This window comes from Gracilibacillus sp. JCM 18966 (assembly GCF_055392695.1).
Window position 1 is genome coordinate 4,001,213 of sequence record NZ_AP043883.1, and the last position, 14,449, is coordinate 4,015,661.

At 37.3% G+C, this 14,449-nt stretch carries 12 protein-coding genes; 8 read left to right on the plus strand and 4 right to left on the minus strand.

The features are described from left to right. Positions 1-19: 19 nt before the first annotated feature. The 3 genes from glpK to ACZ5N5_RS19495 form a co-directional block, all read right to left on the minus strand. Entirely contained in the window at positions 20-1,510 is a 1,491-nt protein-coding gene (glpK, locus tag ACZ5N5_RS19485; RefSeq protein ID WP_109983640.1) for a glycerol kinase GlpK, read from the minus strand. Positions 1,511-1,555: 45 nt separating this feature from the next. Then, entirely contained in the window at positions 1,556-2,389 is an 834-nt protein-coding gene (locus ACZ5N5_RS19490) for an MIP/aquaporin family protein (RefSeq protein ID WP_277678466.1), read from the minus strand. A 233-nt stretch (positions 2,390-2,622) separates the two neighbouring features. Then, positions 2,623-3,174 (minus strand): glycerol-3-phosphate responsive antiterminator, encoded by a 552-nt coding sequence (locus ACZ5N5_RS19495; RefSeq protein ID WP_109983642.1) that lies wholly within the window; start codon positions 3,172-3,174, stop codon positions 2,623-2,625. Between the two features lie 365 nt (positions 3,175-3,539). Here ACZ5N5_RS19495 and ppc point away from each other — a divergent pair, with 365 nt between their 5' ends. The 8 genes from ppc (at position 3,540) to ACZ5N5_RS19535 (ending at position 12,602) form a co-directional block, all read left to right on the plus strand. Further along, positions 3,540-6,290, plus strand: a complete 2,751-nt coding sequence (ppc, locus tag ACZ5N5_RS19500; RefSeq protein WP_109983643.1) for a phosphoenolpyruvate carboxylase — start codon at positions 3,540-3,542, stop codon at positions 6,288-6,290. A gap of 195 nt (positions 6,291-6,485) precedes the next feature. Continuing rightward, on the plus strand, positions 6,486-6,767 hold the full coding sequence (locus ACZ5N5_RS19505) for a spore morphogenesis/germination protein YwcE (protein WP_464372958.1): 282 nt from the start codon (positions 6,486-6,488) through the stop codon (positions 6,765-6,767). 144 nt (positions 6,768-6,911) lie between these two features. Continuing rightward, entirely contained in the window at positions 6,912-8,039 is a 1,128-nt protein-coding gene (locus tag ACZ5N5_RS19510) for a glycerate kinase (protein WP_109983644.1), read from the plus strand. Between the two features lie 227 nt (positions 8,040-8,266). Then, positions 8,267-9,217, plus strand: a complete 951-nt coding sequence (locus tag ACZ5N5_RS19515) for a ribose-phosphate diphosphokinase (protein ID WP_109983645.1) — start codon at positions 8,267-8,269, stop codon at positions 9,215-9,217. 130 nt (positions 9,218-9,347) lie between these two features. Beyond that, a complete protein-coding gene (locus ACZ5N5_RS19520; protein ID WP_109983646.1) occupies positions 9,348-10,103 on the plus strand; it encodes an ABC transporter permease in 756 nt (251 codons plus the stop codon). 21 nt (positions 10,104-10,124) lie between these two features. Continuing rightward, a complete protein-coding gene (locus tag ACZ5N5_RS19525) occupies positions 10,125-10,895 on the plus strand; it encodes an ABC transporter ATP-binding protein (protein WP_054787260.1) in 771 nt (256 codons plus the stop codon). A 17-nt stretch (positions 10,896-10,912) separates the two neighbouring features. Beyond that, on the plus strand, positions 10,913-11,983 hold the full coding sequence (locus tag ACZ5N5_RS19530; RefSeq protein ID WP_109983647.1) for an ABC transporter substrate-binding protein: 1,071 nt from the start codon (positions 10,913-10,915) through the stop codon (positions 11,981-11,983). A 91-nt stretch (positions 11,984-12,074) separates the two neighbouring features. Beyond that, positions 12,075-12,602: a nitroreductase family protein gene (locus tag ACZ5N5_RS19535; protein ID WP_109983648.1), complete on the plus strand. Its 528-nt coding sequence runs from the start codon at positions 12,075-12,077 to the stop codon at positions 12,600-12,602. A gap of 10 nt (positions 12,603-12,612) precedes the next feature. On the opposite strand, the gene ACZ5N5_RS19540 is transcribed toward ACZ5N5_RS19535, so the two are convergent. Continuing rightward, on the minus strand, positions 12,613-14,430 hold the full coding sequence (locus ACZ5N5_RS19540; protein WP_464372959.1) for a DUF2264 domain-containing protein: 1,818 nt from the start codon (positions 14,428-14,430) through the stop codon (positions 12,613-12,615). Positions 14,431-14,449: the final 19 nt, after the last annotated feature.

Sequence of the window (14,449 nt, forward strand, 5' to 3'; positions counted from 1 at the left end):
TGTCCCCTTCTTTTTGTTTTTATTTAAATACTCTGGCTGCTTCTACTGCCTTTTTCCATCCTGAGTACAGCTTTTGTCTGTCTTGATCGTTCATTTCACTACTAAATCTTTTGTCCATTTGCCATTGTGCTTGAATTTCCTCGCGATCCTTCCAATAGCCTACAGCTAATCCAGCCAAATAAGCTGCACCCAATGCCGTTGTTTCGATTACCTTTGGTCTTTCTACAGGAAGATCCACTAAGTCACTCTGGAATTGCATTAAGAAATTATTTGCAACAGCACCACCATCTACTCTGAATGATTTTACTTCAAGACCTGCATCATCCTTCATGGCAGCAAGTACATCCTTTGTTTGGTAGGCAATCGATTCAAGTGTTGCACGGATGAAATGTTCTTTTTGTGTACCTCGTGTCAATCCGAAAACTGCTCCACGTACATCACTGTCCCAATATGGTGTACCTAGACCAACGAAAGCAGGAACAACATAAACACCATCTGCTGATTCTACTCTTGTCGCATACTTTTCAGACTGTTTTGCATCTTTAAACATTCTTAATCCATCTCTTAACCATTGAATTGCAGAACCACCTACAAAAATACTTCCTTCTAATGCATACTCCACTTTGCCGTCAACACCACAAGCTAAGGTTGTTAATAATCCGTGGTCAGACTTCACTGGCTCTTCACCTGTATGCATTAACATGAAGCACCCTGTTCCATACGTGTTTTTCACCATTCCTTTTTCGAAGCATGCCTGACCGAATAATGCTGCTTGCTGATCCCCAGCAATTCCTGCAATCGGTACATTTTGACCAAAGAAATGGTAATCTACGGTCTCGCCGTACACCTCTGAGGAGGATTTTACTTCAGGAAGCATGCTAGATGGAACCCCTAGAATATCGAGTAGCTGTTCATCCCATTTCAAATCATAAATGTTATACATTAGTGTTCTAGAAGCATTAGAGTAATCGGTAACATGTACTTTTCCGCCAGTTAGCTTATAAATCAACCATGTGTCAATTGTCCCGAATAATAAATCTCCATTATCGGCCTTTTCTCTTGCGCCTTCCACGTTGTCAAGGATCCATTTCACTTTTGTTCCAGAAAAATAAGCATCGATTAGTAAACCTGTTTTATCACGAAAAAGATCTTGATGTCCTGCTTCTCTTAATCTTCGACATATATCTTCTGTTTGACGTGATTGCCATACAATTGCCTTATAAATTGGCTTTCCAGTATGTCGATCCCAAACAACTGCTGTTTCTCGTTGATTCGTAATTCCAATACCTTCGATTTGGTTTGCCTCAATATCTGATTTTCTCAGAACTTCTGCGATACATGATAAAACAGAGGTCCAAATTTCATTCGCATCATGCTCTACCCATCCCGATTTTGGAAAAAACTGCTCAAATTCTTTTTGTGCAACATCCACAATCGAGCCTTTTTTGTTAAAAATAATTGCTCTTGAACTTGTCGTACCTTGATCAATCGATAAAATGTATTTTTCCATTTTAATTCCTCCTCGTATCGTAAAAATCCTCTATATTAAATGTCTTTATACAACCTTGTCACTGGCTTTTTCTGCTATGTTTGTATTATTTTTTCTTAATTCTTTAGAGACAGCTACTATAACAATTACTAACACAACAGCTGACATGATCCAAAATAATGCTGTTATTTCCCCTACGAAGAACGCATTATAAAATACGGCGCCATAAACACCACCAATAATCGGACCAAATACTGGTATGGCGGCATAACCCCAATCTGAGGACCCTTTGCCGATAATAGGTAATACTGCATGGGCAATTCGTGGACCTAGATCTCTTGCTGGGTTTATAGCATAGCCAGTTGTTCCACCTAAAGACACTCCGATCGCAACAATTAATAACCCTACGATTGCTGGATTGAGACCGTCTGTAAAATCATTAGCACCAATGAACAAAAGCCCCATAATTAATACAAATGTACCGATCATTTCACTTAATAAATTGGATGGCAGACTTCTTACTGCAGGATCTGTTGAAAAAACAGCTAACTTTGCCCCTTTATCTTCTGTTTTGCCCCAATGAGAAAGATATTGAAGAAATACAATAACTGCACCAATAAAAGCACCTATTAGCTGAGCTGTAATATAAGTCGGCACTTTTGACCAAGGAAATTCACCTATCGCTGCGAACGCTAAGGTCACGGCAGGATTTACATGCGCATCGGAAACATTACCAACAGCGTAAACTGCCATTGCCACAGCTAACCCCCAGCCAATCGTAATCACTACCCATCCAGCACCTTCCGCTTTTGTCTTTTTTAACACTACTCCACCAACTACTCCTCCACCGAAAATAATGAGGATCATAGTTCCAATTAATTCTGCCACAAATTCAGACACTTTACTCACCCCTTATAGTTTAAATTACCCTTAAAATTACAAGTCATAACACGAAATTAGTTAGAGTACAAAAAAAGTCCACACTAACAATATCCATACTTCCCCCAAGGAAGTACTAAATATTGCAGTGTGGACTCCATTTCTCCAACACATTCGTTAACTTGTTGCTTCTAAGCATAACTTATAAATAAAACGCTGTCAATCCTATTTTTTGTTTGAAATCCATCCCTTATTTAGAATTCAAATTCCCACAAAGCATTATTCGAGGTTGTGACAGCAATAGCTCCTGCATTAGAGGCTTGATTGACTTGTTCTTTTGTATTAATTAAGCCACCTGCTATAACCGGAATTCCAGTGTCCACAGCGACTTCTTCTATTACGGAAGGTATAATACCTGGAAGGACTTCGACATAATTCGGTTTGGATTGTTCGACTAATCTTTTACTATTTTGCAAAGCAAGGCTATCCAATGCAAATAACCGTTGAATCGCTATTACTTCATTCTTTTTAGCTAATGCTATTACATTAGCACGTGTAGATATCACACCATCGACTTTTACGACACGAATTAAGTATTCCATTCCGTAACGATCTACTTTTAAACCATTAATCAAATCGGTATGAACTAAAACCTTTTTTCCCCGTTTATGTGCATAATTCACCATTTGATGAATTTGAGCTATTCTCGTTTCAAGTAAAATTAAGATTTCGAAATTACTATGGGCTATTCTTTCAAAATCCTTCATTTTTCTTGCTGCTGGTAAGACTCCAGATAATTTTATCAATGATTACAACTCCAATTCTACCTTCACTTTTTCTCTATTAATTAGGGAAATTTCTGAATATTCCCAATAAAAAATATTTGCGCAACCATTCGTTTTAGCTTAAACTAGTAATGTTCCTGTTTTTCTTTCCCCTTGATTATACATGATTCTTCTAGCTGTGGTAGCGAAAAATTATTCAATTCGACAAATTCATGTTATGATAGTAAAGGTGTCTATTTATATTCATTTCTAAGCCAATTCCTCTATCCAACTCCAACCAATGAAACGTTGTGCGATTTTCGCGCAAGGACGATCAACAATTCGTACTTAATTTTTACGAAATGTTCCATATCATACAACAATATTTTTGAAAGGAAGTGGGATAAATGGGAGTAAAATCTGACGAGAAAACAATTTCCTTACTTAAAGATGTGGAGTACTTAACGAAAATTTTAGATGATGTCTTATTACATGAAGGCGGAGAAGAATTATTAGATAAAATCAAGAAAATCCGTGAACTTTCTACAAATGTTCGTGATACTAGTACCCAGGCAACACAAAAAGAAATTAAGGAAGCAATCCAATCCCTTGATCCTAGTTTACGTCAAAATGTAATTCGAGCGTTTTCTATTCACTTACATTTAATCAATGTTGCGGAACAGAACTACCGGACTCGTCGTCGACGCGAATATCAGGCTCAAGATGCCAACATCATACAGCCTGGTTCACTTGAAGCGGGTGTGAAGCAATTAGTTGATAATAACGTAACCCCTGAACAAATCACTGAATTATTAGATAAGCTTTCTCTTGAATTAATTATGACAGCACACCCAACAGAAGCAACTAGAAGAACGATACTACAAATCCATAAACGGATTGCAAAACTATTAACTGCTTGGGATTATTCTTATACACGATATGAGAAAAAATTGATTAAAGAGAAAATTTATAATGAAATTACCATTCTTTGGCAAACACAAGAAATTAGGCAGAAAAAACCTTCTGTAATGAAGGAAGTATCCAACGGTCTTTATTATTTCTATCATGTCTTATTTGATGTATTACCTAGAATTCACGATGATTTAGAAGATCTTCTTTTTGAAAAATATAATCAACGTTGGAACATTCCATCCTTTCTCCGATTTGGTTCATGGATCGGTGGAGATCGAGACGGAAATCCTTTTGTAAAAGCAACTACTACATTCGAAACCATTAAACGTCATCGTCGATTAGTCCTTAAAAAATATAAAGATTCACTAACCATCTTAAAGGATCGTTTGAGTCATTCTGATACGAAGATTGAAGTGAGTAAGGAGCTTCGTGAATCCATAGAGTTAGATAAAAAAGCTTTAGGAGAAGAAGGATGGCATAAGGAAGACGAAGTGTATCGCGTTAAATTAGCTTATATGCTTAAAAAATTAGCCTATACTGAACAGGATGATGAACGAGGATATTCCGAATCAGAGGAGCTTTTAGCAGATCTTAATCTTATTCGTGATAGTATGAAACTGCATCACCCAAACAAGAATCCGGTTAAATTATTAAGAAAAGTTGCTCGCCAGGTAGATTTATTTGGATTTCATTTAGCATCATTAGATATACGTAACCATAGTGGTGAGCATGAAGCAGCACTGACAGAAATTTTTAATAATGTAAGCATTACAGATAATTATAAAAACCTAAGTGAAGAAGAAAAGGTACAAACTTTAATCAGTGTTTTAGAAAATCCTCGTCCTATGATCTCGATATATGATGAGTTCACACCGGAAACATTAGAGGTAATTGATACCTTCCGTATGATAAAACGGGCTCAGGACACCTTTGGATTACGTGCAATTGAAGTCTATTTAATCAGTATGACAGACAATGTCAGTGACTTATTAGAGGTACTTGTATTAGCAAAAGAAGCAGGACTATATCGCGTGTATCCTGATGGTAAAGTAGTAAGTCGTATACACATTGCCCCACTACTTGAAACCATTGATGATTTAAAGAATGGTCCAGAAATGATTCAAAAGCTATTAGATATTCCTTTATATCGTAAGCATATTGAAGCTCGTGGCAACCATCAAGAGGTCATGCTCGGGTATTCAGATGGTAGTAAAGATGGAGGAAATATTACAGCAAATTGGGAACTTTATAGTGCACAGCAAGAAATTCACGCTATTGCATCTAAATATGGAGTGAAGCTAAAATTCTTCCATGGACGTGGCGGTTCGCTTGGACGTGGTGGTGGTCCACTTTATTCAAGTCTATTATCACAGCCTCCTGTTACACTTGGAGATGGTGTAAAAATAACTGAACAGGGAGAAGTATTATCATCTAGATACCTTTTAGAAGACATTGCTTACCGAAGTCTAGAGCAAGCCACATCTACTTTAATTACAGGTATTCTCGGTATCAATGATGAAAGCTCTACTATGCAACCAACTCCAGAAGAAGAACAAGCAATGGGCATCATTTCAGAATATGCCTTGAAAAAATATCAATCCCTAGTATTTGATGAACCAGGATTTATTAAATACTTTAATCAAGCAACACCATTGCATGAGCTTGGTGATCTAAATATTGGTTCTCGTCCAATGAAACGTAAAGGTAGCGATAATTTGGAAGATCTACGCGCCATTCCTTGGGTATTTGCATGGACTCAATCAAGACAGTTGTTACCTGCCTGGTTCGCGACAGGAACTGGCTTTAAAAAATATCTAGATGAAACTAATAATTTAGAATTTTTACAAAATATGTATAAGCACTGGCCATTCTTTACGGCAACAATAGATAATTTACAAATGGCTCTTACAAAGGCAGATCTTGAAACAGCAAAAGAATATGCTAACATGGTCGAGGATCCTGACATTCGTGACCGAATATTTGGTCAAATTGAAGAGGAATATCATATAACAAAAGATATTATTTTGAAAATTACAGGACAAGAAGAATTGCTTGATAATAAGACAAATATTAAAGAATCAGTACGTGTACGTAATCCATTAATTGATCCGTTAAATCAATTACAGGTTCAATTAATTTCTAAACTACGGAACACAGATGAAAACAGTGAAGAATATCAAGAATTATTGTTGGAAGCTTTATTAACCATCAATGGTGTTGCGGCAGGTCTTCGCAACACTGGCTGATTCACTTTTCAAACCTTTGGGCATAAATTAAATGCTCAAAGGTTTTTTTATTTTCATAGGCGGGTAAAGAATTAGTAAGTTAGAAAATTAAATGTGTCTATTTTTTGAAGGAAAAGTTACAAAATTGTGAACAAGTGTGTTATACTGTAACTGGAAACACTTACAAATAATTAATTTGCCTATGAGGTGATCATGATGGATATATTATTGATATTCTTGTTAATATTTAGCTTTACACCATTTTTACTTTGGGGTGACAACTGGAAAAAAACAGCGTTATTCCAAATTCCATTTATTTTAGGTGCATGGTATACATTTATAAAATTTGTTTCCGTTGGTATCGCACCACATGAAAGTTACCTTTGGATGCTATTCTTTGCTAACCTAGTATATGGACATATTGCCTTTACCATTATGTTATTAGAAATGCGAAAATCATTAAAAGCACGCCAAGGCTTTGTTCAACATAATAATTAAAAATGAGAATTGTACATGTATGATCGAGAAGGTAAATAACACCTTCTCTTTTTATTGTTCAAATATTAGGGTTACTTGTTGTATGTATGCGCTACCTTCAGTATAATTTGAATTAAGTTCGTAATCTGTCCGAGGAGGATTAACATGAATATAATAGTTGCTCCAGATTCTTTTAAAGGAAGTTTATCCGCTACAGAGGTAGCTATGACAATAAAAAATGCTCTAGAGGAAATCGCTGAGGATACTGTTACAATTAAGCCAATGGCTGATGGTGGTGAAGGAACGATTGAGGCTATTCTGTCTTCTACTAATGGAAATGCTGTATCTGTTTCCACATCCGGGCCATTAGGTAATCCCATTGATACCTATTATGCTATCATCGATGAAAACATAGCAGTCATTGAAACCGCATTACATGCAGGAATTATCCAAGTAAAGGAAGAAGATAGAGATCCCAACCTAACCACCACTTATGGCATAGGAGAAGCGATATTAGATGCTTTAGAAAGAGGTTGTTCTTCATTTATTATTGGTTTAGGTGGAAGTGCAACTAATGATGGTGGACTTGGAATGCTACAAGCACTTGGATTAGAGGCATATGATGAAGATGGAAAGAAGCTCGGTCCCTTTGGACAAGACCTGTTAAACATCCACTCCATTAATTTATCAAAGCTTGATCCACGCTTAAAAAATACCCATTTCCAAATTGCTTGTGATGTCGACAATCCTTTATGCGGAGACAATGGAGCATCAGCAATCTATGGACCGCAAAAAGGGGCAACGGATGAGCAAATAACACACTTTGACGATGCATTAGATTACTTTGCCAATCTTATAGAAAAGGAATTCAATATAAACGTGAAAAATACCCCAGGAGCTGGTGCAGCTGGTGGCCTAGGCTTTGCATTTCTAGTCTTAAATGGACAACTAGAATCTGGTGCCTCCCTTGTAGCTAAGGCAATTCAATTAAAAAAGGCGATCACAAATGCAGATCTTGTTATAACTGGAGAAGGCAAAAGCGATGAACAAACCTTATTCGGTAAAGCCCCTAGCCATGTAGCTGATCTCTCTCAGCAATATGGGAAGCCATGTCTATTACTTTCAGGTAGCTTAGGTGAAAATAATGAACGTTTACGCGAAAAATTTGCTGGATGCTTCTCTATCACTAATCGACCACTATCCCTACAGGAATGTATGAAGAATAGTAAAACACTACTATCTGAACAAACAAAGCAAATTCGAACATTAATTAGTTATTTTGGGGTAAGGTAAGAATTCCATCCATGAGGTGCTAACATTCCTCAAGATTCCTCCGAGATAAAGAAGGGTAACGAGAGCTTGTGGACAGTTGTGATTTTAGGATGAAATAAAACAACGAATTACTTTTCACCTCGAGCCTTTTGCTTTATGATTAGGTAGTTAGCTTTTTTTAATTACAATAAAATTTTCTATGAATTGTTTTATATTTGAAATTTTCACTAAAGTAGGAGGTTTTTTCCTTGAGCAATACTTATCATAATACTAATTTGAGAGTATTTAGCCTTAATTCGAATACAGAACTCGCAAAAGAAATTGCTGATAATATCGGAATTGAACTAGGCGAATCATCTGTAAAAACATTTAGTGATGGCGAAATACAAATTAATATTGAAGAAAGTATTCGTGGTTGTGATGTCTATGTCATCCAATCAACTTACGATCCTGTAGAGGATCACATAATGGAATTACTAATCATGGTTGATGCATTAAAACGTGCATCTGCTCGATCGATCAATGTAGTAATACCATATTATGGATATGCCCGTCAGGATCGAAAATCACGTGCCCGTGAACCAATAACCGCAAAACTGATTGCTGATTTAATCCAAAAGGCCGGGGCAAACCGAATGATTTCTATTGATTTACACGCTCCTCAAGCCCAAGGATTCTTTAATATACCAGTTGATCCAATCACAGCTGTTCCAATTATTGGCGAATATCTGTCAAAGAAAAAGCTAAAAGACATAGTTGTTGTGGCACCTGACCATAGCAGTGTATCACGAGCCAGACAGCTCGCAGATCAATTAAAAGCACCTATTGCGATAGTCGATCGAAGGGGGCCTAGAGATAATGCATCTACTATTAATGTTGTAGGTGAAGTGAATGGAAAAACCGCTATCATCATTGATGATATAATTGATACAGGTCGTAGAATAACGACAAGTACAATGACATTATACGCACATGGTGCAACAGAGGTTTATGCTTGTACCACACACCCGGTTTTATCCGGTATAGCTGTAGAGAAAATTGCTGCTTCTAATTTAGTAGAGTTAATTGTTACTAATACTATTCCATTAACCGAGCATAAAAAAATCGACAAGCTTACCCAGTTAACCGTAGCACCAATAGTAGCAGAAGCGATTATCCGATTATACGAACAACAATCTGTAAGCTCCTTATATACATAATCATAAACAAATGCACCTCCACCCGGACTTTATCTATATGATAAAAATCCGGGTTTTTTCTTGTTCATTTTCTCATGCACATTATTTGGGCGGTTATCATAATATGACCATATAAGAGAGGAAGAGGTTTATGAAGACAAAATTATCGATTCAACAATTGATCACCATCTCCTCCCCACTCATTTTATTATTACTTTGGGAAATTCTATCCCAAACCAATATTTTAGATGCGAGATTTTTCCCGCCACCAACGGTAATATTACAAACTTTAATCGAATTAGGGGAATCAGGAGAGCTATTTCAGCATGTCTCAGTAAGCCTTGTGCGAATTTTGTTAGGCTTTTTATTAGGGGTGCTCCCAGCAATTTGTATTGGTTTATTAATGGGGATGTATAAACATTTTAAATACTTCTTCTCCCCTATTGTGATGATTTTCATGCCAATACCAACTTTAGCTATGCTACCGATTATCTTAATCTTGTTTGGAATTGGGGAGTTTTCCAAAATAGTAACCATTGCTATCAGTGTATTTTTTCCTGTTGTAATTAATACAGCTGCAGGAGTTGCCAATATTGACCGGATTTACTTAGATGTCGCAAAAAACTATCAAGCAAGTGCGAAGGATTTTTTCTTAAAAATCGCACTACCTGGGGCACTACCTGTCATGCTTGAAGGGATTCAAATGGGTCAGGCAATTGCATTACTGACGATTGTTGCTGCAGAAATGATTGGTGCAACCTCTGGAATTGGGTACTTGATTTGGATGAATTATAAAGCCTTTCTTTTACCAGAAATGTATGTAGGATTAGTACTTATATCGTTTTTTGGTTATTTATTTTCCCTATTACTTAGAGGACTCGAACGAAAATTATTGCCATGGAAATAATGGTTGAAACGGGGGATGATGATGTCAAAAATCCAAATCAAGCAATTATCCAAAAAGTTCAAGAAACGGAATAAATATATTGAGGCTTTGGATCAAATCCATTTGTCGATTCAAGAAGGAGAATTTGTCTGTCTACTAGGACCGAGTGGCTGTGGAAAGACCACTTTACTTCGAATTCTTGCAGGATTAGAAGTACCTACTACAGGAGAAGTTAACATTCAACAAGAGGGATCATCCAAAACCCCTATCCAATCTATGGTATTCCAGGAAAATGGCGTGATCCCCTGGCTTACAGTAGAAGAAAATGTTGCCTTTGGATTAAAAATGCGCCACCTACCTTCCTCGTATATAAAGGAACAAACAGAACATTATTTACGGAAAGTCGGTCTTATAAATTTCAAAAAGCTCTATCCAAAGGAACTATCTGGTGGAATGAAGCAAAGGGTAAGCATTGCAAGAGCTTTTGCGAATGACCCTGAGATTTTATTAATGGATGAACCGTTTGCTGCACTAGATGAGCAGAATAAATTTATATTACAAGAAGAGCTTTTATCTATTTGGCAGGAAACGAAGAAAACGGTACTTTTTATTACACATAGTATCGATGAAGCTTTACTATTAAGTGATCGAATTTTACTGATGAGCGCACAGCCAGGCAAAATCGTTAGGGATATCCCGATTAGGTTGGAAAGACCAAGAACTATTGAACAGGTACGCTCCGATCCTGAAATCACCAATACCTTCTTAGAAATTTGGGAGCATTTACAGAAGGAAGTAAAACAAACAAGATAAGTTTTGGGGGAATGATGATGAAAAAAATCATTGGTTGTCTGCTTATAAGCATTTTGGCTATATTATGTTTAACGAGTTGTCAGCAGGAGGAAAAGCCTAAAGCAGAAAAAGCATCCGATGGAGAGCTTCCACCATTAGAAAAAACAGAGAAAGTTGTGATTGCAGAAGATGGATCAGCTTCTGGTGCAGGCTTTTATATCGCTAAAGATAAAGGTTATTTTGAGAAGTACAATATTGAAGTAGAATTTGCTACATTTGGCAATAGTGATGAAATGCTCCCGGCCGTTGCAGCAGGGGAAGTCGACGTGGCGGGCGGTGTCTCCTCTGCCTCTTTCTTTAATTCCATTGCACAAGGAATCGATGTTCGATTTATTGCAGATAAAGGACACAACAATAAAGGCAATTCGTATTTCACATTTGTTGTTAGAGAGGATTTAAAGGACGAAATTAAAGATTATGAGGATGTCAAAGGGAAACGAATTGCAGTCTCCACGAAAAATGCAGTAGATGATTATATCTATCATAAAATGCTTGAACATGCAGGAGTGTCGCCAAATGAAACAGAATTTGTGTTAATGAGTGATTTTGCTAACATGATGGCAGCGATGAGTAATAAACAGATTGATCTCGCCTTGCAAATAGAGCCATTAATTACTCAGGGTGAAAATAAAGGTATTCATACCCGCTTTGGTGATGCAACGGATTATGCACCTAAAGCACAAATTGCCATGGTATTAGGGTCACCAAAATTTCTGACAGATCGTCGTGATGTTGCTGTACGTTTTATGGCTGCCTATCTAGAAGGTATACGTGATTATCATGATGTTTTTATGAAAGGTACTGGTGATGAAGAAGAGATAATCTCTATTATGGCAAATCATACGGCTTTAAAGGATAAAGAACAATGGGTGCAAGCTGGCGTAACAGGACTCAATCCAAATGGTACGATTTTTGAAGAGGATGTGATTCAACAGTATGAATTTTACAAGGAACAGGGTGCTATTCAAGAAGAGCTAGATTTTGATAAAATTATCGATATGTCATTAGTTGAGGAAGCAATTGAAGTAATTGGTACCTATCAAGAATAAGAGTAACATTTTCCTTCTATTCCAATTGTTTTAGTAGATTTAATGTTTGCTATTTGCTAAAATATAGAAAAAGGAATGAGGAGGAAAAGAAATGGATGTATTAGAGGCGATAAAAAAACGTCGTGAAATCACAAAATTTGAAGATCGATCCATTGAGAAGGAAGTACTGGAAAAGGTCATTGATGCGACCTACTATGCTCCTTCAGGAAACAATCTCCCCTCAAAAGATATTATCGTAATAAAAGATACGGAAAAGCTTAAAGCATTAAAAGATACGACTCCCTTTATGCCATGGATCGCTGAAGCAAAGGCAGCCATTGCGATAACTGGTAGGCCGGATATAAGTAAATATTGGCTCCAAGATACTTCGATTGCATCTGGTTATACATGGTTAGAGGCTGTGAATCAAGGATTAGGTGCAGCCTTTGGTGCGATTTATCATGCAGAGGATGAAGAGGAATCTGTTCGTAGAGAAAATCATGCGCGAAAGATATTGAATATTCCTGAAGATCGTCGTGTTGTTGCCATTATCGGTCTCGGTTATCCAGCCGAAACAAAGCCACCTAAAAAGCTTTCGCCAAAAGTAGAAATGGTTCATTTTAATAGTTTTACAGAGTAAATCCCGGATTCTAGCCCCGGGATTTTACTATATCAAATATTTTCTTTTTACCTGAAGAGTAAATACTATCTCCTTTTTTATAGGGTCTTTTTTGCCATTCTGATAACTCATTAGTCGATGGCTGTCCATAAAAAGCATGGATCAGTAAATGTTCCCCTTCTTGGATCGATGATGTTATCGTCGGAATAACCGTTCGCTTATATAAAAGATTTGTATTGGCATTTGGACGGATAAGGATGGCCTTGTGTTCATCCATTAAGTCAATACAACCGACCATCCCATTGTCATTTACCATACCAATACCTACCCCTTCTTTTACTAGTTGTTCTTCTGAAGTATGATCTATGCCTAATGCAAAGCCACCATCAGCAATGTCTAAAGGTCGTTCTGTCTTGATCTGATGGACACGAACATGCCAAGGTAATCCTGGTAATATCCATGTTTGCACCATCACATCCTTCCATGGACGCCATTTCATATATAGGTGGGTCTCCTTCACTTCCTTTTCCACAACATTACGTTTTACTCGATACAATTCATCTTGCTCACTGAGAGCAAGCATCGAATCAAACGCTCCTTGATCCAAGCCCCACTCCGCACGTGGTACACTAAAACCAAAATGGGTGGAATATGCGAATTTTTCATATTTTGCAGAAGTATGGGTGTGAGCATTTGAATGCGCATAGCCTGTTTGGAACGCAACGACATGTTTACTATTCTTTTCTCGGTCTAGAATAAACCCTGGTTCATTTTGTATATCTCGCTCCGGTAAAGTAGGCAGTGGTTCTTCTGCTACTCGCCAAAAATAATGATGATCAGGTAATGCTAAAATAAGAAATATTTTAAAGGACCAATAAGGGGAGCCTGGTGCATTATAATTTTCTGCCATCAATAAATTAGGGTAATGATAGCCAACAGATAAAGTGCCATCTGGGAGAAAGATGTCTTGGTTCATCCAATGACGTAAATGGCGTAAAATAATTCCTTTTATAATCCCCAGTGAAAATACCTCAACGTCCGCATAAACGATTGCACTCCAAAAGGATGCTTGTGCAAATCGATAGGTTAAGCTCCTTCCGTAGGGTAGGCTTCTTCCGTCTTCACTAAACCAATAGATAAACTTCTTGGCAAAAAGGACAGCTCGCCCTTTGTACTTTTTGGCACGGATTGGATCATCCTTTTCCATCACTTTTGCATAAAACAACCCGTAATAATGCATGGCAAATGGGGTGTAGTAATCAATATGGGCAATCTCTCCATCCTGATACCAACCATTTCCAATATAAAAGTCCTCTATTCTTGTTAAATTTTGTTCTATTTTCTCTTTACTATATGGGGCACCAACCTGCTTTAAACCAATATTGACGATTACCGCGAAAAACAACCAATTACAATCATGTGCCTTAAATCGATTGATTTGAGACAACCAATTAACAAGGTTTTGTTGTTCTTTTTCTCCTAGTACATGCCAAATCTCATCTGGAGCAATACACAATGCATAACCGAATGCAGCCATCTCGACAATTCTTTGGTCATAATCATGAACATCCCCCCAATACCCTTGATGATTTGGATTTGTTCCATTCATGATTCCTTGTAAGTGTCTTGGCCATAGCTCCGGCTTCTTTTGATGAGCTAACAAGGGGGCAGCTCCCCAAAGAACGCGAGAAAAACACTCCATTCCCGCTACTTCATCAGAGTAAGCTGCTCCGGCACCCTCTGGAAGAATTCTAGAATGAAATGAATCATAATAAGGCTCCAATTTCCCCCATAAATCAATTAATAATTGTTCGACATCGGCTTTTGTTTTCAATGGATTTTGCTTCAAACTATCCTACCTCTTCTCC

What these genes read in the sequence shown, in the direction of transcription:
- ACZ5N5_RS19510 (WP_109983644.1), top strand. Translation starts at nt 6,912, where the DNA reads ATGAATATAATAGTTGCTCCAGATTCTTTTAAAGGAAGTTTATCCGCT.
- glpK (WP_109983640.1), bottom strand. Translation starts at nt 1,510, where the DNA reads ATGGAAAAATACATTTTATCGATTGATCAAGGTACGACAAGTTCAAGA.
- ACZ5N5_RS19505 (WP_464372958.1), top strand. Translation starts at nt 6,486, where the DNA reads ATGGATATATTATTGATATTCTTGTTAATATTTAGCTTTACACCATTT.
- ACZ5N5_RS19525 (WP_054787260.1), top strand. Translation starts at nt 10,125, where the DNA reads ATGTCAAAAATCCAAATCAAGCAATTATCCAAAAAGTTCAAGAAACGG.
- ppc (WP_109983643.1), top strand. Translation starts at nt 3,540, where the DNA reads ATGGGAGTAAAATCTGACGAGAAAACAATTTCCTTACTTAAAGATGTG.
- ACZ5N5_RS19520 (WP_109983646.1), top strand. Translation starts at nt 9,348, where the DNA reads ATGAAGACAAAATTATCGATTCAACAATTGATCACCATCTCCTCCCCA.
- ACZ5N5_RS19530 (WP_109983647.1), top strand. Translation starts at nt 10,913, where the DNA reads ATGAAAAAAATCATTGGTTGTCTGCTTATAAGCATTTTGGCTATATTA.
- ACZ5N5_RS19535 (WP_109983648.1), top strand. Translation starts at nt 12,075, where the DNA reads ATGGATGTATTAGAGGCGATAAAAAAACGTCGTGAAATCACAAAATTT.